This is a genomic window from Mesorhizobium sp. M0833 (assembly GCF_040319905.1).
Lineage (GTDB): Bacteria > Pseudomonadota > Alphaproteobacteria > Rhizobiales > Rhizobiaceae > Mesorhizobium.
In genome coordinates this window covers 55,103-76,632 of the sequence record NZ_JAMYOQ010000010.1, presented here as the reverse complement: position 1 = coordinate 76,632, position 21,530 = coordinate 55,103, and the positions used below count along the sequence as shown (strand labels likewise).

The window sequence follows — 21,530 nt, the reverse complement described above, 5'->3', positions numbered from 1 at the left end:
TGAGGGATTGATGAGCGACACGACGGAATGGCAGGAGGAGATCCGCACGCCGGTCCTCACGGCCAGGAACGTCCTCAGACGCTTCGGCGGGCTCGTTGCGGTCAACAATGTCTCGTTCGACGTCCGGCCGGGCGAAATACTTGGCCTTATCGGCCCGAACGGCGCAGGCAAAACCACGATGTTCGACCTGCTCGCCGGCAGCATTCTGCCGACCAGCGGCGAAATCCTCCTCAACGGCGTATCGGTGTCGGGGGAAGCTGCCCATCGCCGCATCCGCCGCGGCCTCGGCCGCACGTTCCAGATCCCCCGGCCCTTGCCTAACCTGACGCTGATCGAAAACGTCATGCTGGCCGCGCAAGGGCAGGCCGGAGAAAAACTGCTCGCCAATTTCCTGACGCCCCGGCGGGTCGCTGCCGAAGAAAGGGCTGCCGAGATAAGAGCCGTCGAACTGCTCGAGCTCGTCACGATCGCTCACCTCGCGCACGAGCCGGCGCGCGTACTCTCAGGCGGCCAGCGCAAGCTGCTCGAGCTGGCCCGCGTGATGATGGCCGACCCGGCGATCATCCTGCTCGACGAGCCGGCGGCCGGGGTCAACGCAACCCTGCTCGAGATCATCATCGACCGCATCCGCGACATCAATGCGCGCGGCATCACCTTCTTGCTGATCGAGCACAATATCGACATGGTGACGCGACTCTGCCACCGCGTGCTGGTCATGGCGAGCGGCCAGCTTCTGCGCGAAGGCACTCCGGACGAGGTGGCGCGTGACCCACGCGTCATCGAGGCCTACCTCGGAGGCACGGCATGAGCCAAAGGGTACTCGATGTCCGCGAGCTCGAAGCCGGCTATGAGCCCGGCGTTCCGATCGTGCGCGGCGCCTCGATCACCGTCGACAAGGGCGAGATCGTCGTCGTCCTCGGTCCCAACGGCGCCGGCAAGTCGAGCCTTATCAAGGCCATCGCCGGCCTTGTCCCGATCACCGGCGGCACGGTGCTGCTGGATGGCAAGGATATCACGGCGTCGCCCGCCCACACCATGGTCCGCCTTGGCCTTGCCTTCGTGCCGCAGACAGAGAACATCTTCCCGCTGATGTCGGTCGAGGACAATCTCAGGGTCGCCTGCGGCATTCTGAGGCCGCGCGAGGTCCCCGCCCGCATTGAGGAAATGTATGCGGTCTTTCCCGATCTCGCCCGTCAGCGCAGAACAGCCGCGGGCAATCTCTCAGGCGGACAGCGGCAGATGCTGGCCGTCGCGCGGGCATTGATCGTCCATCCCAAGGTGCTGGTGCTCGATGAGCCGTCGGCCGGCCTGTCGCCGAAATTCGTATCGATGGTGTTCGAGATGCTGGCCGGCATCCGCAAATCCGGCGTCACCATCCTGCTGGTCGAGCAGAACGCGAAGGCAGCGCTTGCCGTTGGAGACCGCGCCTACGTGCTGGTCGAGGGCAAGGAGCGGCACCAGGGCATCGCCGCCGAGCTCTGGAACGATCCGGTCGTCGCCGAACTCTACCTTGGCCAGCGCCGCCCCGACTTTGGGAAAGGAGGCGCGGCATGAACCTGCAATTTGTCGTCGACGGACTGCTGGCAGGCTCGATGATCGGCCTCGGCGCCATCGGCGTGACGCTCACCTATTCGATCCTGCGCTTCTCGAACTTCGCCCATGGCGACTTCATGGCCTGGGGCGCCTATGCGACGCTGGCCGTGGTTGGCGCCATTGGTGCGATGTTCGGCAAGATCGCGCCGATCGCGCCCCTCTCCTTCGGTTGGCCGCTGATCGCCGCGCTCATCATCGGCATGGCGGTCACCGGCCTGCTGGCACTGGCGCTCGATCTGGTGCTGTTCGCGCGGCTGCGGGCCAAGGGCCAGGCGATCATCGTGGTGATGGCGAGCTTCGGCGCCTCCATGGCGCTGAGAAGCCTGCTCGAATTCATCTTCACCTCGCGTCCGACCTATTTCAGCCGGGCCATCCAGATCGCCATGCCCGTCGGCTTCGGCATTCGCATCACCCCCGACCAGATCGCGCTGCTGCTGCTGACGGCCGTGCTCGTGCTCGGTGTGCACCTCCTGATGACCCGCACCCAGACCGGCCGTTCGATGCAGGCATTGAGCCAGAACGCGGCACTGGCGCGCATCGTTGGCATTGACGTCGCCAAGGTGGTGCGCGTTACCTGGATCATCGGCGCGGCGCTGGCCTGCGTCGCCGGCGTCATGATCGGCATTCTCATCCAGATCCGCCCATTCATGGGTTTCGAGATGCTGCTGCCGATGTTCGCGGCCGCCATCCTCGGCGGCATCGGCAGCGTGCCCGGCGCCGTCCTCGGCGGTTTGATCATCGGCATGGCCGAAGCGGGTGCCGTGCAATTGATCGGCGCCGAATGGCGGGCGGCCGTCTCCTTCGTCATCCTGATGGCGGTGCTGTTCGTGCGCCCCATCGGCCTTTTCGGAGTGAGGGAACGCTGATGGATCTGCTCGGCTACGGCGCTTTCTTCCTGACCACCGCGCTGATTTTTTCGCTCGTCACGCTCGGGCTCAATTTGCAATGGGGGCTGACCGGGCTTTTCAATGTCGGGGTCGCCGGCTTCGTTGCCATCGGCGCCTACACCTCGGCACTGCTGACCACGCCCGACGATGCCGCGCGGCTCGGCGGCTTCGATCTGCCGATCCTTGTCGGCTGGCTCGGCGCCATGCTGGTGGGCGGCGTCGCGGCCGCCATCACCGGCATCGCGACGCTGCGCCTGAGATCGGACTATCTGGCGATCACTACTTTCGGCGTCGCCGTCGTCGTGCAACTGGTAGCGGTCAATGCCCAGACGCTGACCGGCGGCCCGTTCGGCATCGGCTTCATTCCGCGTCCGCTCGGCGGTCTTGCCGAAACGCCGTTGCTGTTCAACCTTTCGAACCTTGCGATCGTCTCGGTGGTGACGCTGATCGTCTATCTCGCGCTGGAGCATCTGTCGCGCAGCCCGTGGGGGCGCGTGTTGAAGGCGCTTCGCGAGGACGAGCGGGCCGCGATATCCCTAGGTAAAAGCGCACGTTTCTACCGTGTCCAGGCCTTTGGCGTCGGCGGTGCCATCATGGCACTGGCCGGTGCGCTGCAAGCCCATTTCACCGGCTTCATCGCTCCGGATAATTATCTGCCGGCGCTGACTTTCCAGGTCTGGGTGATGCTGATCGTCGGTGGCGCCGGCAGCAACATCGGCGCCGTCATCGGCAGCATCCTGGTCTGGGCGATATGGGCCGGTTCGGGAGCCTTGACCGGTGTGTTGTTCTCGCCGGAACAGCAGGCTCGTGCCGCCTCCCTGCAGATCGTCGCCATCGGCGTGATGCTGTGCGTCATCCTGCTGGTCAGGCCGAACGGCCTGTTCGGCGACAGGCCGCGGCGCGCAAGGTTCGGCAAGGGCGCGAAAGCGGCTCCGGACGAGAGCGCGGCACGGTGATGAGCAGCGCTGCAGTGCCACGCGGCCTTTCGCTATGGCACGCCGTCGGCCGCAACCGCCGAGAACGACCCGCCCTCGAAGGTGCACTCGATGTCGATCTGGCGATTGTCGGCGGCGGATTTTCGGGCCTTTCAACCGCGCTGCACACCGCCGAAAAAGGCATCTCGGTCGCCGTCCTCGAAGCCGAAATCAACGCCTGGGGGGCGACCGGCAGGAACGCCGGTTTCGTCGTGCCGAATTTCGCGAAAAGAGACCCCGACGATATCATTGCCCAGCTCGGACCCGAACGCGGCGAACACCTTGTCGGGTTCGCCGCCGGCAGCGCCGACCTCGTCTTCGACCTGATCAAGCGGCACGGCATAGAATGCGATGCCGTCCAGAGCGGCTGGATACAACCAGCCCATTCACCGACCGCTTTGCAAAAGACCAGATCGCGTGTCGAACAATGGGCACGGCACGGAAGACCGACTGTTGCGCTGGATAGACCGGCGGTCGAGGAGCTGACCGGCGTTCGCGGCTATCTCGGCGGCTGGATGGATCGGTCGGGTGGCGTCCTCAATCCGGTCGAATATGCGCGCGGCCTCGCCGATGCGGCGGAAAAAGCCGGCGCGCGCATTTTCGAACATACGCGTGTCGCGTCGATCGATCACATAGGCGATGGTTGGGCTTTGAAGACGGCCTCCGGCTCGGTGCGCGCAGGAAAGGTGCTGGTCGCCACCAACGCCTATGGCGGGCCGCTGGATCGCGCGCTGCGGCGAACCTATTTCCCGCTGAAAATCTTCCAGATCGCGACAGCGCCGCTGCCGCGCGAAATACGCACTCGCCTGCTTCCTGGCGGGCAAGGCGTCGGCGACACAAGACGCAATCTCTTCACCTTCCGCTTCGACGGCGAACACAGGCTGATCACCGGCGGCATGCATGTTTTTGGCCCCGGTGCCGACACGCGGGTGCCGCGGGCGATCTGGCGGCGCCTGGCAAAACACCTCGACCTCCCGGAGATCCCGCCGCTTGAATATAGCTGGTCGGGGATGGCTGCCGTCGAGCCCGACTTCCTGCCGCGCCTCGTCGATCTCGGCCCCGGCCTGATCGCGGGCTTTGCCTGCAACGGACGCGGCATCGCCATGACGACGAGCATGGGCAAGGTGCTTGCGGATTGGGCTGATGGAACAAAGCCTCAGGATTTGCCGCTGCCGTTTGCGCCGCCGTCGCCGATCCCGTTCCACGGCCTGACGCGGCACGCGCCAAACATGCTGCTTCCCCTAAGCATGCTGCGCGATCGGCTGGATGGCTGATCGACGTGCGTGTCCGTCCACCGTCCTGATACCGAACCGCTAGACTCGCTCAGATCATGTTGTTAACGACAGCGGATGAAGCAGAACTATCTTTATCTAATCATCGGCGCTTTGGTCGTCGCCGTCATTGCCTTGGGCATTTACGTCTATCGCGAGGAGACCAAGCCGAAAGGCGTGGAACTTCGTATCGACGATTCCGGCATTTCAGTTCAGGAAAAGTAGACATTTCTGCTCCCCGACTTGCGCGCTAGAAGCCGACTTGCACCGTCTCAACCAAGCTCCAAGGTCGTTATCGCATAGACACCGGACTGCGTGAGCTGCGGCGCGCTTCCCTTGTACATTCGAGCCGTTTCGAAGCCCGGTTGAAGACCTGCGGATGGCAGCAAATCTGCAAATTGCCCGCTGGTTTCGGGAACGTCGAGATGGACGTTTCCGGGGCCGCACATCTGCGCGAGCGCGGCGAAGAGACGGCTTGCCGTGTCCAGATTGTCGGCAAAGAGCGGGCCGACCTTGCAGCCGTCGCGGCATCGGCGCGCGACGCCGTATCCCGCAATGGCGCCGTCCTTGACGACCGCAAGCGCTGAGTGCGGTGGGCGCAGCCAGTGTTCCAGGAAGGACTGTCTCGGGCCGGGAAAGAAGCGGCGGTCATAGTCCAGTATGTCCGGCACGAGGTCCGGCCCTATTGCGCAAATGTCACTGCCGACGGCTGCCGGAACATCCGGCAATCCGACGAACCGGATCGTCCGGTAGGCCGGTGCAAAACCCATGCTGCGGTAGTTGGCCTGCTGTTCGACGACGCCGTCGAGTCCGATCGTGCGATTGCCGAGCCGCGCCATGCCGGCATCCCAGACCGCCTTGCCATGGCCCGCACCGCGCCTGTCCGGCCGGCAGATATAGAGGCCGATGAAGCCGAAATCGTCGCCATACGCCACAGCCGAAATGCCGGCCACCATCTCGCCTTCGACAAAGGCGCCGATGAAGCCCTGCGGGTCCGCTGCCTGGAACAGAGCGGCGTCGCCGAGGCCGGAATTCCAGCCTTCCTGCGCCGCCCAGTCGACAAGGGTTTCCACCTCTTCAAGTGCGAGTGTTCGGATCGTTCTGAGCATTTGCGATTACTCGGCGGCACCAGGCGCGAAGGACTTCAACGCGCCATGATAGGGCTTTGCCAATGGGCTTGCATAGGCGCCGCGCTTGGATGTCGTCAGGCCAAGCGCGATCAAGGCCTCGGCCTGCTTGACCGCGGCACCGACGCCGTCGATGACCGGAAGGCCGAATTCCCGCTGCAGCGCCGCCGCCAGATCGGCCATGCCGGCACAGCCGAGCACGATCGCCTCTGCGCGATCCTCGTCGATGGCGCGCGCAATCTCGTTGCGCAGTTTGAGCAGTGCATCGGACGCCGGATCTTCGAGGGCAAGGACCGGAATGTCGGCAGCGCGCACGCGTGCCCGCCGCGCCATGCCATAGCGCTGCACCAGCCCTTCGACCGGCACGCGCGAACGCCCGGTGGTGGTAACGACGGTGAAGCGCTGGGCGATGAACGAGGCCGTGCTGAGCGATGCCTCGCAGATGCCGATGACCGGAATGTTGGCCATGGCGCGCGCGGCATCGAGGCCGGTGTCGTCGAAACAGGCGACGATCGCGGCCTGTGCGCCCAAGCGCTCACCGGTGGCGATCTCGACCAGCAGGCCGGGAACGGCAAGCGCTTCATCGTAATAGCCTTCGATCGACACCGGGCCCATCGTAGAGGTAACGGCAACAATCTTCGTCGATTGAGCAGCGACCGATCGGGCGGCGACCGCGATAGTCTCGGTCATGCTGGCGGTGGTGTTCGGATTGACGACGAGGATCTGCACGGTCAGGCACGCTCGCGGCGGCGGCCGACATAGACAATTGTGCCGAGCGTCAGCAAGATCACCAGGAAGGAAAACACGGTCGTCACGGTGCCCAGCGCATAGAGCACCGGCGTCGTGACATTCGTCGTCATGCCGTAGATTTCGAGCGGCAGCGTGTTGAAGGTGCCCGACGTCATCAGCGTGCGAGCAAACTCGTCATAGGAGAGGGTAAAACCAAACAGGCCGACGCCGATCAGGCTGGGTGCGATCATCGGCAGGACGACATGCGCGAAGGTTTGCCACGACGATGCTCCGAGATCGCGCGCGGCTTCCTCGTAGGCGGGCGAGAACCGGTTGAAGACAGCAAACATAATCAGCACGCCGAAAGGCAAGGTCCAGGTCAGATGGGCGCCGAAAGCGGATGTGTACCAGGCGGGGCGGAAGCCGATCTGCTGGAAGACGACGCCAATGCCGAGACTGATGATGATCGAGGGCACGACCAGGCTGGCGACGGCCAGATAGAACAGTGCGGTTGCGCCGCGAAATTTCTGCCGGAAGGCAAGGCCGGCAAGCAGCGACACGGCGACAGTGACGACCATCACCATCAGGCCAAGGACGAGCGAGCGTTTGAAGCTGCCGCCGAAGTCGCCGACCGCCTGGCGCTCGAACAGGGCGGCAAACCAGTGCAGCGAGACGCCGTTCAGCGGAAATGTCAGACCGCCATTCTCGCCCTGGAAAGAGAGGATCAGGATCGCCGAAAGCGGGCCGTAGAGGAACAGCACGAAAACCGCGAAGAACCCCGCCAGCACATAGAATTCGAGGGTGCGCTTGTCGTGGCTCATCGCCTCACAGCTCCTTGCGAATGTCGACGATGCGCAGGATGCCCGCGACCATCAGCAGGACCAGTACCAGCAGCACGACCGCGTTGGCAGCGGCCGCCGGATACTGCAGCAGCGACATCTGGTTCTTCATCATCAGCGCGACGGAGGCGCTCTGGCCGCCGGACATCACCTGCACCGTCGAAAAGTCGGCCATCACCAGCGTGACGACGAAGATGGTGCCGATCGCCATGCCGGGCTTGGCGAGTGGAATGACGACGTTCCACAGAACCTGCCAGCCGGAAGCGCCGGCGTCGCGCGCGGCCTCGATCAACGACTTGTCGATGCGCATCAGCGTGTTGAAGATCGGCGTCACCATGAACAGCGTGTAGAGATGCACCATGGCCAGCACCACGGCGAATTCGGAATAGAGCAGCCATTCGATCGGCTTCGGGACCAGTCCCATCTGCACCAGCGTCGAGTTGACCAGGCCATTGCGGCCAAGCACCGGAATCCACGAGATCATGCGAATGATGTTGGAGGTCAGGAACGGCACCGTGCAGACCAGGAACAGCACCATCTGCATTGCCGTGGTCCTGATATGGAAGGCAAGGAAATAGGCGACCCAGAAACCGATGAACAGCGTCAGCGCCCAGACGATGGCGGCGTATTTCAGCGTATTCAGATAGGTCTTCCAGGTAACCCACGAGCCGAGCGTGTCGGCGTAGTTGGTGGTCAGGAAATCCGGGTACATCGCCGCGAAATCGTAGTCCCAGAATGAGACCACGGCGATCATCAGGATCGGCAGCAGGAGGAACGCGCCGAGGATCAGCGCCAGCGGTGCCGCCTGGAGATAGGGTGCGACGCCGGCAAAGGAGCGCCTACGTCTGGCAGGCTTTGTGGCAATGGTTGCGGGCTGATCGAGTGCCACTGTCATCTGGAAAAGCCCTGGGGTGTCGCAAAGGGCCGATAGTCCGGCACGCCGTGATCCTTCCCACCCCCCTCTGTCCTGCCGGACATCTCCCCCGCAAGGGGGGAGATCGGCAATTTGGCTGCTAGCTCTCCTCTTGAAGCATTGGAGATTGGCGAAATCAGAGATGACGGCGCAATCTCCCCCCTTGCGGGGGAGATGTCCGGCAGGACAGAGGGGGGTGGGAAGGAATGAGGCATCTCAGTTGTTGCCCGGCTGCATCAAGCAGCGATGAACTCGTTCCAGCGCTTCACCATGTAGCGATCCTCGTCCATGACCGAGTTCCAGCAAGCGACCTTGCCCATGCGCTCTTCGAACGAGCCGCCGTCACGCACGGCGCCTGCCTTTTCCATGACCTTGCCGTCCGGCGACAGGATATCGCCCTTTGCCGGCTTGCCTTCGATCCAGTAGCCCCACTCGTCCTCGGACATGAACTTCTTGGCCGACACCATGTTGGCCGAGTAGTAGCCCTGGCGATTGAGATAGCCGCCCACCCAGCCTGACGTGTACCAGTTGATGTATTCATAGGCGGCGTCGAGTTTGGCGCCGGAGAGATGGGCTGCCAGGCCAAGCCCGCCACCCCAGGAGCGGTAGCCTTCCTTGAGCGGCTGGAAGCGGCACGCGATGCCCTTGGAGCGGACTGCGGCCACGGCCGGCGACCACATCGACTGGATTACCACTTCGCCTGAAGCCATCAGGTTGACGCTTTCGTCGAAGGATTTCCAGAAGGCGCGGAACTGGCCGGCTTGCTTGGCTTTGATCAGGAAGTCGATCGTCTTATCGATCTCCTCTTTGGTCATGTTGCCCTTGTCGACGTATTTGATGTTGCCCGTTGCCTCCATGATCATCGCCGCATCCATGATGCCGATCGACGGGATGTTGAGGATGGCGGTCTTGCCCTTGAAGGCCGGATCCATGATGTCGGCCCAGGTGGTGATATCGCGGCCGACGAGGTCGGGGCGGATGCCGAGCGTATCGGCATTGTAGATCGTCGGCACCATGGTGAACCAATTGGTCGGCGCCTTGGCGAAAACCTTGCTGTCCTGCGCCTCGACGTAACCGACGGTATGCGGCGCGGTGCCCTGGGCAATGACGCTGTCCGGCGTCAGCTTGCCGGTTTTGAACAGCGGCACCAGTTCGTCGTAATATTTCAGCTTGCTGACATCCATCGGCTGCAGGACGCCTGTGGGGAACACCTTCTTGCAGATCCAGTATTCGATGTCGGCGATGTCGTAGCTGTCGGGCTGCGTCACGGCGCGCTGCGCGGCGGCGTCGGAATCGGTTGCCGTCATCTCCAGCGTGATGCCGAGATCGGCTTTGCACTTGTCGGCGATGGCGTTGAGATTGGACACGCCGGTACCGAACTGGCGCAGCGTGATGTTCGATTGCGCCCAGATGGTCGGAAAGCCTGATATGGCGCCGGAACCGGCGGCGAAACCGACGGCGGCGGCACCTGTCTTGAGCAGCGAACGTCGCGATATTCCAGTCTTCTTGTCGGTGGTATTCGTCATGTTCAGTTCCCCTGTTTTGGTTGGTTATGCTGGGTTTCAGGAATCGAGACGGCCAAGGACGATCGCGTCCTCGGCGTCCCAGGCGATCGGCACTGCGTCGCCGACGGCGACCGGCCTGGCGAAGAAGCTGGTGTCGTCGACGATCACCGTGAAATCCTCGATGCCGGCGCCATTGACCAAGAGCTTCACGGTCGAACCGCGGTACTCGACGTTTGCAATAATGCCGGTGAAGCCGAGCCCGGCTGCCGGCGGCTCGCCGATGCGCACGTGGTCGGTGCGAATGGCGATGTCGATGGGCTCCCCGGTCTCCCTGCCCTGCCCGCTCGCGGCGAGCGCGACGCCGCCGGGCACGTCGAAAACGACCATGCCGTCGCGACTACCGGCGACGCGGCCGGAGATGACATTGTGGTCGCCCATGAAACGAGCGACGAAGGCGGTGGCCGGCCGCTCGAATACCGTGCGCGGGTGCGCCGCCTGCTCGATTCGGCCGTCGTTCATCACCACGATCAGGTCGGCCAGCGCCATCGCCTCTTCCTGGCTGTGGGTGACGTGGACGAAAGTGATGCCGAGCGATGTCTGCAGCTTCTTCAGTTCGGCCCGCATGCGTATCTTCAGGAACGGATCGAGCGCCGAAAGCGGTTCGTCGAGCAACAGCGCCTCGGGATCGGTGATCAATGCGCGGGCGAGAGCAACGCGCTGCTGCTGCCCGCCGGAAAGCTGCGCCGGACGACGGCTGGCATAGGCCTCCATCTGCATCAGCTTCAGCATGTCGAGTGCCTTGGCGCGGCGCTCTTCCTTGCCGACGCCCTTCATCTTCAGGCTGAAGGCGACATTGTCGATCAGGTCGAGATGCGGAAACAGCGCGTAGGACTGGAACATCATGGCGGTGCCGCGCCTGGCCGGCGGCAGGTCGGTAACCACTGTGTTGCCGAGACGCACGTCGCCGCCCGATATGCTCTCGTGCCCGGCGATCATGCGCAGCGTCGAGGTCTTGCCACAGCCGGACGGACCGAGCAGGCAGCAATAGGTTCCCGCAGGGATTTTCAGGCTGATGCCTTCGACGGCAGTCGTCGCGCCATAGACTTTCGAAACGGACACAATGTCGATTTCGGCGGCTTTGGACATCCAGCTTCCCCTTTGGTTGGATTAGCCAAAGCATCATGCGTGCCAGTTGCGCACCGCCGCACCAATCGACTGAATCCTCGAAGAAATCAGGGGCGCCTCAATATGGCTGCCGATACGGCATCCTTGTGCAATGCACAAATTATAGGCGATTGCCACCGATCCTCGCAAAAATCGTATGCAATATTTTTCGTTCCTGTATTCACTTTGTCTCTCGTCCAAGCGATGCGATTCAGGATAGAAGAAGGCAGGACCACTGCATGAACATTGCCGACCAGACTATCCCTGCTATCGAGGCCGCCAACGAGGATCGCGCGCAGGCGATCCGCGACCAGTTGCGCGACGCGATCGTCGATCGCCGGCTGGCGCCAGGAACCAAGCTTTCCGAAGGCGAAGTCGGCACGCTGTTCGATGTCAGCCGCACCGTGGCACGCGCCGCACTGCAGATGCTTTCCTTCGAGGGATTGGTGCGCACCGAGCGCAATCGCGGCGCCTTCGTCGCCAATCCGTCGCCGGAGGAAGCGCGGCAAGTCTTTGCCTCGCGCCGGCTCATCGAACCCGGCATCGCAATTGCCGCCGCCGGGCGGATGACGCCGGCGCATGTCGCCGCGTTCAAGGCCCAGCTCGACGAAGAAGGCCGTTTCATCGCCGAACGCGGACCGAACGCAAGGCGATCGGAGATCAAAGCGTCGGGGGATTTTCACCTGCTTCTGGCGTCGGTCGCGGGAAACGTCATCCTGCAGCGCTTCATGGAGGAATTGGTCGCTCGCTCATCGCTGGTGATCGCACTCTATGGCCGCTCGGGTATCTCGAGCTGCGGCCACAACGAACACACGCAGATCCTCGAAGCGCTGGAAAATGGCAATGCCGAACGCGGCAGCGCCCTGATGCTGCACCACATCGACCATATCGAGGCCGACCTCGATTTGCGCGTCAGGAGCGGCCCGGCACTCAGGCAGGCGCTCGAGTTCTGAGGTCACTTCAACGCACAATCCTCACGCACATCGGCGTGCCAATATCGATGGATCGGCCGGTATCGGTGAGCCGGCCGGTTGCGGCATCACGGGCGAAAATCGAGATGCGGTCGGCATTCTGGTTGGCCGAGAACAGATGGCCGCCCGAAGGCGTCAGGGCCAGATTGCGCGGCGTGGCGCCCCCGCAAGGCGTATAGCCCACAAGGGCAAGCCTGCCGGTTTGCTGGTCGACCGAAAACACGGCGATGCTATTATGACCGCGGTTGGAGCCATAGAGGAAGCGGCCGTCGGGCGAGATCTGGATGTCGGCGCAGTGATTGCCGTCGCGCGCCTCGGGCGGCACCGCCGGCTTACTGTCGATCACCGCAAGCTTGCCTGATCCGTCTTCCAGCGCTAGCGAGACGACCGTCGAATCCAGCTCGTTCATGACGAACACGAAGCGGCCGCCCGGATGCAGCGCGAGATGGCGCGGACCAGCCCCCGGCGCAAACGCCGATTCGGCGAGCTTCGCCAGACTGCCGTCTGAGCCGATGCGATAGGACACCAGCTGGTCGATGCCGAGGTCGGCGACGATCGCCATGCCGCCGGCAACCGTCTCGGTTACGCTATGCGCATGCGGCCGCTCCTGGCGTGCGGGGTCTGGTCCGGTCCCGCTATGGGCGACGCTCGACAACGGTGCGCTCAGGCCGCCATCCTCGCGCAGCCCCAAGACCACGACCGAGCGATCGGGGCCGCCCTCGCCCATGCCGTAATTGGCGACCAGCAGCTTGGTCCCGTCGCGCGTGATGGTGTTATGCGCCGTGATGCTGCCCAGCGTCGGCTGCTTGTTGATGTAGGACAGCGTGGCGGTCCGCCTGTCGAAACGGTAGGCCGAGACAACCCCTTCGCGCCAGGTGAACACTTCGGAATTGGCGTAGACGTGGGAGCCGTCCGGCGTCACCGACAGAAAGGTCGGATTGTCGATGTCTTCCGTCTCGGCCAGTTTCTTTGTCTCCAGCGTCCCCTCGTCGAAACTGTAGACGCCCAGCCCGACGCCGCGCGCGCCCTGAAAATATGGGGCGTCGCGATTGAGGCTGCCGACGAAAACCAGACAGGCATTCTGCATCACTTCCTCCCATGTTCCGCCGGCATTGGCCGCGACGGAGCCGCCAAAATTTCGCCGAGACTCGCTTGCATCACAACCTCATATGTGAAAATACTATTCACAAAAGAAGATTGACGGGAGGATCGATCATGCATTTCGCTGGTCTGCGGCGCGCCCTGATGGACGATTCCCGCTCCCAGGGGAAGTCGTCATGAGCGGTTTCGCGCCAACCGTGGGCGTGGCATCGACACACCCCGCCAACATGCCTAGGGATCACGCCGACCTTCCCGTCTGGAACGCGGAGAACTGGTTCTACGAAGACTGGCCGGTCGGCCAGAAGATCCGCTCGCTGCGCAGGACCATTGCCGAGGGCGACAGCCATCTTTTCAACGCGCTGGTGCTCGATATCCATCCTTACGTGCAGGACCAGATGTTCGCCGAAACAGAAGGCATCTTCGGCAAGCGCCTGGTCGCCGGCGCCTTCGTGTTCTCGGCCGGGCTCGGCCTCGTTGCCACCAATTGCATCAACGCTTTTTCCTATGGCTACGACAAATTGCGCTTCATCAAGCCGGTGTTCATCGGCGACACGATCTATTCGATCCGCTCCAACCTCGACAAGAAACCCAAATACAAGGAGATGGGGCTGATCCGCGCCAGCTATGAAGTCTTCAAAGGTGAAGGCGAGCTCGTGCTTTATTGCGAGCACCTGCAGACGGTGAAGTACCGCAATCCGGCCGATTTCGCCGGCAGGACGGAGAAATAGGCAATGGCTGCCATTGCCGAACTGCCGCTGACCGGGCTCATCGTTGTGGATATGAGCCAGTTCTTGTCCGGCCCCTACTGCTCGCTCAGACTGCTCGACCTCGGCGCTCGCGTCATCAAGATCGAACGGCCGGATGGCGGCGACCTGTCGCGCCGACTCTATCTCAGCGACACCGAGATCGGCGGCGATTCCACTATTTTCCACGCGATCAACCGCGCCAAGGAAAGCTTTGCCATCGACTTGAAGGACGAGGCCGACCTTGCGGCACTGCGCGGCCTGCTGGCCAGGGCTGACGTGCTGATCCAGAACTTCAGGCCCGGCGTCATCGAACGACTGGGCTTCGATTATGAGGCGGTGCGCAACATCAATCCGCGCTTGGTCTATGCCTCGATCAGCGGCTATGGCGAGGAAGGCCCATGGGTCAAGCGGCCCGGGCAGGATCTGCTGGCGCAGGCCCGTTCCGGCGTCATGTGGCTGAACGGCGACGAGGACCAGGGGCCGGTGCCCTTCGGCCTGGCGATCGCCGACATGCTGGCGGGTTCGGCCGCCGCGCAAGGCATCCTCGCCGCACTGGTGCGGCGCGGTGTGACCGGCAAGGGCAGCCATGTCGAGACCAGCCTGCTCGAAGCGCTGGTCGACTTCCAGTTCGAGGTGCTGACCACGCATCTCAATGATGGGCGCCGGCTGCCGCGGCGGTCGAGCTTCCGCAGCGCACACGCCTATCTGTCGGCGCCCTACGGCGTCTATCCGGCCAAGGACGGCTATCTGGCGATCGCCATGACGCCGATCTCGAAACTCGCCGATCTCCTCGGGCTCGAGGAACTTGCGCCCTACCGCGATCAGCCGTCGACCTGGTTCACTGCCCGCGACGAGATCAAGGCGATTATCGCGCAAAAAATCGCGACGAAAACGGTCGACGAGTGGCTTGCCATCCTCGAACCTGCCGACATCTGGTGCGCCAAGGTTTTGACCTGGCCGGAAATGATGGCCAGCGAAGGCTTCCAGGTTCTCGACATGCTGCAGACGGTGACGCGCGAGGATGACGTTTCGATCCTTACCACGCGCTCGCCGCTCAGGGTTGACGGCATCCGCGCCAAGGTCGAGCGGGCCGCGCCACGCATCGGCGAGCACAGCGCAAAAATCCGCGCGGAGTTCGGGCTGTGAGCGACGTCATACTCAAAGGCATGACCTGGAGCCATCCGCGCGGCTATGACCCAATGGTCGCCTGTTCGGCGCTGTGGAAGGAACGGACCGGCGTCACTATCGAATGGGACAAGCGCTCGCTGCAGGATTTCGAGTCCTTTCCGGTCGAGGAACTGGCCCGCGCCTATGATCTGATCGTCATCGACCATCCGCATGTCGGCCAGATCACCGCCGAGAACTGCCTGACGCCGCTCGATGTCGCCGGCCTGGAAGCCGAACGCGCAGCACTTGCGGCGGGCAGCGTCGGCCGGTCCTATGCCAGCTATAACTGGCAGGGCCGGCAGTGGGCGTTTCCGATCGACGCGGCCAGCCAGGTGCAGGCGTGGCGGCCCGACATGCTCTCGGCTGCGCCGGCGAGCTGGGCCGATGCGCTCGATCTGGCGCGGCAGGGCCGCGTGTTGTTGCCGCTCAGGCCGCCGCATTCGCTGATGGTGCTCTACACGCTCGCCGGCAATCTCGGCCGGCCCGCCGGTGAAGGCCCGGGGGACCATGTGGATCCAGCAACTGGCAAGCAGGTTTTCGAGATGATGCGCGAGATCGCGGCGCTCGTCGACCCGGCCTGTCTTGGCATGGACCCGATCGCGGTTCTTGAGCAAATGGCCGGATCGGGATCGCGGATCGCCTGTGCGCCGCTGATCTATGGCTATGTCTCCTACGCCATCGCCGGATTCCGGCCCAGCCGCGTTGTTTTCGCCGATATCCCTGCTGCGGGCAATGTCGGTCCCAAAGGCTCGGCGCTCGGCGGGACCGGCATCGCCGTGTCGGCCTTTTCGAAGGCCAGGCGGGCGGCCATCGACTTCGCTTACTGGATCGCCAGCGGTGACGTGCAGCGCGGCCCTTACGCCTCGGCCGGCGGCCAGCCCGGCCATGCGGCAGCCTGGGCGGATGCCGCCGTCAATGCCGCCAGCGGCAATTTCTACAAGGACACCCGAGCCACGCTCGAAGGTGCCTGGATCAGGCCGCGGCACGACGGCTACATGGCCTTCCAGCAGGCGGCGTCAGATCGCATCAATCTTGGCCTGAGCGAAAGGCACAATGCCGCTCGCGTCGTTGCCGATCTCAATCGCCTGTTTCGGGAGAGCCTTTCGAGGCAGGTGTCCGGCGTTGCCGGCGGAGAAGCCTGAAACAACCGAACAGAGGAGAACATGAACAGGCTGATCCGCGGCCTTATGACCGCAACCGCACTTGCATCGCTCAGGACCATAGCCTGGGCTCAAGACGTTTCGGGCGTGATCGCTGGATTGCCGGCCGAACTGAAGGCGCAATATGACGGCGCGCCGCAGAAGGTGCTGTCGTCGGTCTGGGCGGCACTTGGCATGGTCATCGTGCTCCTGGTTTCGCTCTACGGTCGCGAGCGGCGCGTGTCGGCGACCATCTGAGGCCGTCTATTCGTTTTAGCCGCATTTGTGCGACGCCAAGTGATTCCACTTGGCTGCAAAATTGCTCTACAAACTCCACAGCCGCTTGGCGTTGCCGGAGAGCAGCTTTTGCCGTTCATCGTCGCTGGTGCCGGCAAGCAGCGCGTGCGTTGCCGCAATCCAGGTCGTAAGCCCACCGCCGAGCGTGCAGACCGGCCAGTCGCTGCCCCAGACGACCCGATCCCAGCCGAAGCATTCGATGGTGTGCTCGACATAGGAACGCAGCGTTTCGACAGTCCAGGATCCGGCATCCGCATAGGCGACCACACCGGAAATTTTGCCGACGACATTCGGGCGCCGCGCGATCTCCGCCATGTGCTCGCGCCAGGGGTGCTCGGCACCGCCCTTGATGTCCGGCACGCCGCAATGGTCGAGCACGAACTGCACATCCGGCGCGAGGTCGGCGAGTACGAGCGCCTTGGGGATCTGGTGCGGCAGGACGACGAGGTCGAAGGTCAGGCCGCTGCCGGCAAGCCGCTTGATGTTTTCACGAAACAGCGCGCCTTCCGACAGTTCATCCGGCATGACGTGCAGCACACGCCGAAAGCCCTTGACGAAAGAATCTTCACGCTGGCGCTCGAGATAGCCGGCAAAGCCCGGCTCTTCCGGACGGCACGAGGCGATTGCACCGCGTAGCAGGCTGCCCTTCTGCTGCGACAGCGTTTTCACATGGCTGGTCTCGGCCTCGATGTCGGCAGGATCGACATCGACCTCCATGTGCAATGCGCCCTCGATGCCGGCGCGGCGGGCCTGGACTGCATATTCGTCGTAGGAGAAATCGCGGTTGAGCGCCGGCACGCCGGCCAGCCAGGGATAGCGCAGCGCGGACTGGTCGATCAGGTGCAGATGAGTGTCGAAAATCATGGTGGCGCGCTCCTCCTTGGCGACTTCGCGATCATCTCATGGAGAAATTCTTCATTCAAATAAGAATTCATCGCGATTGCTTGACGGTCGATCCCGCCAGGTGCGACAGCTTTTCGGTCGCTGCCAGCAGCAGCTCAATCGTCCTCGTAATGTCGGGCGCCTTGGGTGCGTTGACCAGGGTTATGTAGGGGATCGACAGCGCGGCGATCGCCCTGCCGTCCGAGCCAAGAACCGGCGTCGACAGGTTGAAGACACCGGCGGTCTGCATCGATGCCATCATCTCGTAGCCGCGTTCCCGGATCTGGTCGAGGCGGGCAAAGAACTCCGGCGATTGCGGCGGCTTGTCGGTGCTTCGCAGATGTTCTGAGATCATCATCTGCCGCTCTTCCGGCGGGCGGAACGCCAGCAACACATGGCCGGAGCCGGTGTCGAACAGGCTGATATGCGAGCCGACGCGGATCGAGATGCCCCAGTAATCCGGCGCCTCCTGCTGTGCGATCACTACGGCGGAGCCGCGATCGAAGACGACCAGCTGATTTGCCTGCTGCGTGGTCTCGGCCAGCTCGCGCATCAGCGGCGTCGCATAGGAAACCAGCCGTCGCACCGGCGCGTGCAGCTGCGCCAGACCAAACAGCTTGAGCGTCAGCGAGTAACGGTCGCCATCGGGCCGCGTGACATAGCCACGCCGCACCAGCCGGTCCAGCATGCGATAGAATTCGTTCGGGCTGCGGTCGAGCTTCTTGGCGATTTCCGCCTGCGTCAGGCCGCCATCGACACCGGCCAGCAGCTCGAGGATGTCGAGCCCCTTGTCCAGCGCCGGGGCTCGATAGCGGTCGTCTTCCTCGTCCTCTGCCATTCCGCCTCTCCAGTGAATTGCATTTTTCATATACGCATAACGGTATTGCTTCCGAAAGAACTTTCGGCTTGACGATCGCATGAATGTTTTGTTTGTATATGAATGAAGCTGCCGATCGACCTCACAAGGCGATCGATGCAAGCTCTTGGGAGGATACCAATGACGAAACTGTTCTGCGGCCTGTCGGCCGGCGTAACGCTGCTCGCACTTGGTGCGAGTGCTGCCCTTGCTGCCGACCTGCCAGGCAAATTCGACGGCGTCACCATCGACGCCAAGCTGATCGGCGGCCAGCAATATGAAGGGCTCTACGCGCGCATCGGCGAATGGGAAAAACTGACCGGCGCCAAGGTCAACGTGATCTCGAAAAAGAACCACTTCGAGCTCGACAAGGAGATCAAGTCGGACATCGCCTCCGGCAGCATCAACTGGTGCGTCGGCTCGAACCACTCGTCCTTCGCGCCGCAATATCCTGATATCTACACCGACCTGAACAAGCTGCTGCCGAAGGAGGAGATCGACGCCTTCGTGCCGTCGACGATCAAGGCCTCGACGCTCGACGGCAAGCTGGTGATGCTGCCGCGCGCGCAGTTCGATGTCTCGGCGCTCTATTACCAGAAGAGCCTCTATCGGGACGAAGCCAAGAAGGCCGCCTACAAGGCCAAGTACGGCAAGGAACTGACACCGCCCGACACCTGGGACGAGGTCGCCCAGCAGGCGGAATTCTTCGCCAGCCCGCCCGATTTCTATGGCACCCAGTTCGCCGGCAAGGAAGAGGCGATCAACGGCCGTTTTTACGAGATGCTCATCGCCGACGGTGGCGAGTACCTCGACAAGGACGGCAGGCCCGCTTTCAACTCGGAGGCCGGCGTGCACGCGCTCGACTGGTTCGTCAATCTCTACAAGGCCAAGGCGGTGCCGGCCGGCACCACCAACTATCTGTGGGACGATCTCGGCCAGGGCTTTGCCTCGGGCACCGTCGCCATCAACCTCGACTGGCCGGGCTGGGCAGGCTTCTTCAACGATCCAAAGTCGTCGAAGGTCGCCGGCAATGTCGGGGTGAAGGTGGCGCCGAAGGGATCGGCCGGCATTCGCACCGGCTGGTCGGGGCACCACGGATTTTCAGTCACCGAAAACTGCGCCAGCAAGGAAGCGGCGGCGTCGCTGGTCTGGTTCCTGACCAATGAGGACAGCCAGAAGCTCGAGGCGGCAAGCGGCCCACTGCCGACCCGCACGGCGGTGTGGGACTGGGATATTCAGCAGGCGGCAAGCGATCCCTATAAGAAGGAAGTGCTGGCCGCGTTCCAGGAAGAGGCAAAGCACGCTTTTGCCGTGCCGCAGACACCTGAATGGATCGAAATCTCCAACGCCGTCTATCCCGAATTGCAGGCCGCCATCCTTGGCGACAAGACCTCCAAGCAGGCGCTGGACGACGCTGCCGCCAAGGCCACCCAGATCCTCGAGGACGCAGGCAAGCTTTGATCATTCAACCAAGGGGGGCGCCGCGCTCATTGAAGAGCGGCGCCCCGAACTTTTTTCGAACCATGCGCAACACGCTTTGTCTTGATCCCAGCTCGCCAATGGCGGCCTTCGGTGTCCGGGCACCAACCAGAACCGGATCGCCATGAAAGGCTGGAGACCTTCGCCGCCATTGCTGCTCCTGCTGCCGGCGGTGATCGTGCTTGCGGCGGTGGTGGTGGTGCCGCTGCTGCTGTCGCTCTATTCCAGCTTCACGCCGTTCCGGCTGACCAGGCCGGAGACGTTCTGGGTCTTCATCGGCGCGCGCAACTACGTCGCCATCCTGACCAGCCGCGCTTTCTGGGTTGCCTTTGCCCGCACCGTGGTCCTGCTGACGGTGGCGCTCAACCTGGAAATGGTGATCGGGCTCGGGCTGGCGCTGCTGGTGGAAAAGGCATCGCGCGGCCAGCGGGTTCTGCGCACCATCATGATGTTTCCGATGATGTTTTCGCCGATCCTGGTCGGATTCCAGTTCAAATTCATGTTCAACGACAATATCGGCCTGGTGAACAACGCCCTGCAGGGGCTCGGCCTGACCGACCGCGCCATCCCGTGGCTGATCGACGGCAATCTCGCCTTCATCGCCATCCTGACCGCCGAGATCTGGTCGTCGACCTCGGTGTTCGCGATCCTGATCCTTGCCGGGCTGCTGGCGATGCCGCGCGAACCGGTCGAGGCGGCCCGCGTCGACGGCTGCACGCCGTGGCAGACATTCCGCTATGTCACCTGGCCGTTCATCATGCCGTTTGCCTTCATCGCCATGACCATCCGCTCGCTCGACGTCGCGCGCGCCTATGACATCGTCAAGATCATGACCGACGGCGGTCCTGCCGGCCGCACCGAACTGGTCTGGACGCTCGTCGCCCGCACCGCCTATGGCGATGCCCGGATGGGAATGGCCAACGCCATGGCCTATTTCTCGATCCTGCTGTCCATCCTGTTCACCGTCTATTTCTACCGCAAGCTCGCCGCGGCGCGCACGCAGATCGCGGCGGAGTGGTGAGGATGGACCAGAACAGCCTGCATCGCGTCGGCAACAAAGCGCTCGGCATCGTTCACGGCATCGGACTGTTCCTGGCCATGCTGGTCATCTGCCTGCCCGGCATCTGGATCGTGCTGTCGTCGCTGCGGCCGACCGTCGAGATCATGGCCAAGCCGCCGGTGTGGATCCCGCAGCAACTCTCGCTCGATGCCTACACAGCCATGTTCAGCGGCGTCGGCCAGGGCGGCATTCCGGTGCTCGACTACTTCCGCAATTCGCTGATCATCTCGGTGACCTCGACGGTGATCGCCATCGTTATCGGCATGGCCGGCGGCTATGCCTTTGCGCGCTACCGCTTTCGCGCCAAATCGGCGATGTTCCTTGGCCTGATGCTGACGCGCACGGTGCCTGGCATTGCGCTGTCGCTGCCGCTGTTCTTCGTCTTTGCGCGGCTCGGCATCATCGACACGCATTTCGGGCTGATCCTGGTCTATGTCGCGCTCAACGTGCCCTTCACCGTTTGGCTGATCGACGGCTTTTTCCGCCAGGTGCCGAAAGACCTCGCCGAGGCGGCGCAGATCGACGGCTGCACGCGCTGGCAGGCCTTCTGGCAGGTCGAGTTTCCGTTGGCCGGGCCGGGCATCGCCTCGGCCGGCATCTTTGCCTTCCTCACCTCCTGGAACGAGTTCGCGCTCGCCTCGCAGCTGACACGCTCGATCAACTCCAAGACCCTGCCGGTCGGCCTGCTCGACTATACGGCCGAATTCACCATCGACTGGCGCGGCATGTGCGCGCTCGCCGTGGTTATGATCATACCGGCGCTCACGCTTACCTTCATCGTCCAGAAACATCTCGTCGGCGGCCTCACTTCCGGCGCGGTGAAAGGCTGA

23 protein-coding genes are annotated in these 21,530 nt (G+C 63.2%); 14 read left to right on the top strand and 9 right to left on the bottom strand.

Going from position 1 to position 21,530, the window contains the following annotated elements; all coding sequences use genetic code 11:
* Positions 1–10: 10 nt before the first annotated feature.
* From NKH98_RS13780 to NKH98_RS13755, 6 genes are all read left to right on the top strand, one after another.
* Positions 11–808, top strand: coding sequence for an ABC transporter ATP-binding protein (locus NKH98_RS13780; protein ID WP_352476508.1), 798 nt, complete (start codon positions 11–13; stop codon positions 806–808).
* On the top strand, positions 805–1,554 hold the full coding sequence (locus NKH98_RS13775) for a branched-chain amino acid ABC transporter ATP-binding protein (protein ID WP_352476507.1): 750 nt from the start codon (positions 805–807) through the stop codon (positions 1,552–1,554). Before NKH98_RS13780 ends, NKH98_RS13775 begins: the two co-directional genes overlap by 4 nt.
* Complete coding sequence (locus tag NKH98_RS13770; RefSeq protein WP_352899134.1) at positions 1,551–2,459, top strand: branched-chain amino acid ABC transporter permease; 909 nt, start codon at positions 1,551–1,553, stop codon at positions 2,457–2,459. The genes NKH98_RS13775 and NKH98_RS13770 overlap by 4 nt, the downstream gene beginning before the upstream one ends.
* Complete coding sequence (locus tag NKH98_RS13765; protein ID WP_352899311.1) at positions 2,456–3,436, top strand: branched-chain amino acid ABC transporter permease; 981 nt, start codon at positions 2,456–2,458, stop codon at positions 3,434–3,436. The genes NKH98_RS13770 and NKH98_RS13765 overlap by 4 nt, the downstream gene beginning before the upstream one ends.
* On the top strand, positions 3,436–4,728 hold the full coding sequence (locus tag NKH98_RS13760) for an NAD(P)/FAD-dependent oxidoreductase (RefSeq protein WP_352899133.1): 1,293 nt from the start codon (positions 3,436–3,438) through the stop codon (positions 4,726–4,728). Before NKH98_RS13765 ends, NKH98_RS13760 begins: the two co-directional genes overlap by 1 nt.
* A gap of 75 nt (positions 4,729–4,803) precedes the next feature.
* Positions 4,804–4,950: a hypothetical protein gene (locus NKH98_RS13755; protein ID WP_023716676.1), complete on the top strand. Its 147-nt coding sequence runs from the start codon at positions 4,804–4,806 to the stop codon at positions 4,948–4,950.
* 47 nt (positions 4,951–4,997) lie between these two features.
* Here the strand turns inward: NKH98_RS13755 and NKH98_RS13750 are convergent, their stop codons facing one another.
* The 6 genes from NKH98_RS13750 to NKH98_RS13725 all read right to left on the bottom strand — a co-directional run bounded on the left by NKH98_RS13750 (position 4,998) and on the right by NKH98_RS13725 (position 10,984).
* Positions 4,998–5,834: a GNAT family N-acetyltransferase gene (locus NKH98_RS13750; RefSeq protein ID WP_352899131.1), complete on the bottom strand. Its 837-nt coding sequence runs from the start codon at positions 5,832–5,834 to the stop codon at positions 4,998–5,000.
* Positions 5,835–5,840: 6 nt separating this feature from the next.
* Positions 5,841–6,581, bottom strand: a complete 741-nt coding sequence (locus NKH98_RS13745; protein WP_352899130.1) for an aspartate/glutamate racemase family protein — start codon at positions 6,579–6,581, stop codon at positions 5,841–5,843.
* 2 nt (positions 6,582–6,583) lie between these two features.
* A complete protein-coding gene (locus tag NKH98_RS13740) occupies positions 6,584–7,402 on the bottom strand; it encodes an ABC transporter permease (protein WP_352899128.1) in 819 nt (272 codons plus the stop codon).
* A 4-nt stretch (positions 7,403–7,406) separates the two neighbouring features.
* Positions 7,407–8,315 carry an ABC transporter permease gene (locus NKH98_RS13735; RefSeq protein ID WP_352899127.1) on the bottom strand — a complete coding sequence of 303 codons (909 nt, stop codon included), beginning with the start codon at positions 8,313–8,315 and terminating at the stop codon, positions 7,407–7,409.
* Between the two features lie 254 nt (positions 8,316–8,569).
* Entirely contained in the window at positions 8,570–9,859 is a 1,290-nt protein-coding gene (locus NKH98_RS13730) for an ABC transporter substrate-binding protein (RefSeq protein WP_352801325.1), read from the bottom strand.
* 36 nt (positions 9,860–9,895) lie between these two features.
* Positions 9,896–10,984 carry an ABC transporter ATP-binding protein gene (locus tag NKH98_RS13725; RefSeq protein WP_352899125.1) on the bottom strand — a complete coding sequence of 363 codons (1,089 nt, stop codon included), beginning with the start codon at positions 10,982–10,984 and terminating at the stop codon, positions 9,896–9,898.
* A 257-nt stretch (positions 10,985–11,241) separates the two neighbouring features.
* Between NKH98_RS13725 and NKH98_RS13720 the strand changes: the two genes are divergently transcribed.
* Positions 11,242–11,955 (top strand): GntR family transcriptional regulator, encoded by a 714-nt coding sequence (locus tag NKH98_RS13720; RefSeq protein WP_254818766.1) that lies wholly within the window; start codon positions 11,242–11,244, stop codon positions 11,953–11,955.
* A 7-nt stretch (positions 11,956–11,962) separates the two neighbouring features.
* Here the strand turns inward: NKH98_RS13720 and NKH98_RS13715 are convergent, their stop codons facing one another.
* Positions 11,963–13,060 (bottom strand): lactonase family protein, encoded by a 1,098-nt coding sequence (locus NKH98_RS13715; RefSeq protein ID WP_352899123.1) that lies wholly within the window; start codon positions 13,058–13,060, stop codon positions 11,963–11,965.
* Positions 13,061–13,250: 190 nt separating this feature from the next.
* On the opposite strand from NKH98_RS13715, the gene NKH98_RS13710 reads away from it, so the two are divergent.
* The 4 genes from NKH98_RS13710 to NKH98_RS13695 are packed head-to-tail and all read left to right on the top strand — an operon-like array spanning position 13,251 to position 16,384.
* Positions 13,251–13,802 (top strand): MaoC family dehydratase, encoded by a 552-nt coding sequence (locus tag NKH98_RS13710; protein WP_352899121.1) that lies wholly within the window; start codon positions 13,251–13,253, stop codon positions 13,800–13,802.
* Between the two features lie 3 nt (positions 13,803–13,805).
* On the top strand, positions 13,806–14,966 hold the full coding sequence (locus tag NKH98_RS13705; protein ID WP_352899120.1) for a CaiB/BaiF CoA transferase family protein: 1,161 nt from the start codon (positions 13,806–13,808) through the stop codon (positions 14,964–14,966).
* Positions 14,967–14,986: 20 nt separating this feature from the next.
* Entirely contained in the window at positions 14,987–16,129 is a 1,143-nt protein-coding gene (locus tag NKH98_RS13700) for an extracellular solute-binding protein (RefSeq protein WP_352899308.1), read from the top strand.
* Positions 16,130–16,150: 21 nt separating this feature from the next.
* Positions 16,151–16,384, top strand: a complete 234-nt coding sequence (locus tag NKH98_RS13695; protein ID WP_352899118.1) for a hypothetical protein — start codon at positions 16,151–16,153, stop codon at positions 16,382–16,384.
* Between the two features lie 66 nt (positions 16,385–16,450).
* Here the strand turns inward: NKH98_RS13695 and NKH98_RS13690 are convergent, their stop codons facing one another.
* Together NKH98_RS13690 and NKH98_RS13685 are read right to left on the bottom strand one after the other, a co-directional pair.
* Positions 16,451–17,287: an amidohydrolase family protein gene (locus tag NKH98_RS13690; RefSeq protein ID WP_352899117.1), complete on the bottom strand. Its 837-nt coding sequence runs from the start codon at positions 17,285–17,287 to the stop codon at positions 16,451–16,453.
* 67 nt (positions 17,288–17,354) lie between these two features.
* Positions 17,355–18,143, bottom strand: coding sequence for an IclR family transcriptional regulator (locus tag NKH98_RS13685; RefSeq protein ID WP_352801313.1), 789 nt, complete (start codon positions 18,141–18,143; stop codon positions 17,355–17,357).
* Positions 18,144–18,302: 159 nt separating this feature from the next.
* Here NKH98_RS13685 and NKH98_RS13680 point away from each other — a divergent pair, with 159 nt between their 5' ends.
* From NKH98_RS13680 to NKH98_RS13670, 3 genes are all read left to right on the top strand, one after another.
* Complete coding sequence (locus NKH98_RS13680) at positions 18,303–19,622, top strand: ABC transporter substrate-binding protein (RefSeq protein ID WP_352899114.1); 1,320 nt, start codon at positions 18,303–18,305, stop codon at positions 19,620–19,622.
* Between the two features lie 142 nt (positions 19,623–19,764).
* Complete coding sequence (locus tag NKH98_RS13675) at positions 19,765–20,661, top strand: carbohydrate ABC transporter permease (RefSeq protein WP_254818773.1); 897 nt, start codon at positions 19,765–19,767, stop codon at positions 20,659–20,661.
* 2 nt (positions 20,662–20,663) lie between these two features.
* Positions 20,664–21,530, top strand: coding sequence for a carbohydrate ABC transporter permease (locus NKH98_RS13670; RefSeq protein WP_352737234.1), 867 nt, complete (start codon positions 20,664–20,666; stop codon positions 21,528–21,530).

Bases quoted from the DNA above. Each gene is read 5' to 3' on its own strand.
- NKH98_RS13780 (WP_352476508.1), top strand. From the start codon at position 11: ATGAGCGACACGACGGAATGGCAGGAGGAGATCCGCACGCCGGTCCTC.
- NKH98_RS13775 (WP_352476507.1), top strand. From the start codon at position 805: ATGAGCCAAAGGGTACTCGATGTCCGCGAGCTCGAAGCCGGCTATGAG.
- NKH98_RS13770 (WP_352899134.1), top strand. From the start codon at position 1,551: ATGAACCTGCAATTTGTCGTCGACGGACTGCTGGCAGGCTCGATGATC.
- NKH98_RS13760 (WP_352899133.1), top strand. From the start codon at position 3,436: ATGAGCAGCGCTGCAGTGCCACGCGGCCTTTCGCTATGGCACGCCGTC.
- NKH98_RS13755 (WP_023716676.1), top strand. From the start codon at position 4,804: ATGAAGCAGAACTATCTTTATCTAATCATCGGCGCTTTGGTCGTCGCC.
- NKH98_RS13750 (WP_352899131.1), bottom strand. From the start codon at position 5,834: ATGCTCAGAACGATCCGAACACTCGCACTTGAAGAGGTGGAAACCCTT.
- NKH98_RS13740 (WP_352899128.1), bottom strand. From the start codon at position 7,402: ATGAGCCACGACAAGCGCACCCTCGAATTCTATGTGCTGGCGGGGTTC.
- NKH98_RS13735 (WP_352899127.1), bottom strand. From the start codon at position 8,315: ATGACAGTGGCACTCGATCAGCCCGCAACCATTGCCACAAAGCCTGCC.
- NKH98_RS13730 (WP_352801325.1), bottom strand. From the start codon at position 9,859: ATGACGAATACCACCGACAAGAAGACTGGAATATCGCGACGTTCGCTG.
- NKH98_RS13725 (WP_352899125.1), bottom strand. From the start codon at position 10,984: ATGTCCAAAGCCGCCGAAATCGACATTGTGTCCGTTTCGAAAGTCTAT.
- NKH98_RS13720 (WP_254818766.1), top strand. From the start codon at position 11,242: ATGAACATTGCCGACCAGACTATCCCTGCTATCGAGGCCGCCAACGAG.
- NKH98_RS13715 (WP_352899123.1), bottom strand. From the start codon at position 13,060: ATGCAGAATGCCTGTCTGGTTTTCGTCGGCAGCCTCAATCGCGACGCC.
- NKH98_RS13710 (WP_352899121.1), top strand. From the start codon at position 13,251: ATGAGCGGTTTCGCGCCAACCGTGGGCGTGGCATCGACACACCCCGCC.
- NKH98_RS13705 (WP_352899120.1), top strand. From the start codon at position 13,806: ATGGCTGCCATTGCCGAACTGCCGCTGACCGGGCTCATCGTTGTGGAT.
- NKH98_RS13700 (WP_352899308.1), top strand. From the start codon at position 14,987: ATGACCTGGAGCCATCCGCGCGGCTATGACCCAATGGTCGCCTGTTCG.
- NKH98_RS13695 (WP_352899118.1), top strand. From the start codon at position 16,151: ATGAACAGGCTGATCCGCGGCCTTATGACCGCAACCGCACTTGCATCG.
- NKH98_RS13690 (WP_352899117.1), bottom strand. From the start codon at position 17,287: ATGATTTTCGACACTCATCTGCACCTGATCGACCAGTCCGCGCTGCGC.
- NKH98_RS13685 (WP_352801313.1), bottom strand. From the start codon at position 18,143: ATGGCAGAGGACGAGGAAGACGACCGCTATCGAGCCCCGGCGCTGGAC.
- NKH98_RS13680 (WP_352899114.1), top strand. From the start codon at position 18,303: ATGACGAAACTGTTCTGCGGCCTGTCGGCCGGCGTAACGCTGCTCGCA.
- NKH98_RS13675 (WP_254818773.1), top strand. From the start codon at position 19,765: ATGAAAGGCTGGAGACCTTCGCCGCCATTGCTGCTCCTGCTGCCGGCG.
- NKH98_RS13670 (WP_352737234.1), top strand. From the start codon at position 20,664: ATGGACCAGAACAGCCTGCATCGCGTCGGCAACAAAGCGCTCGGCATC.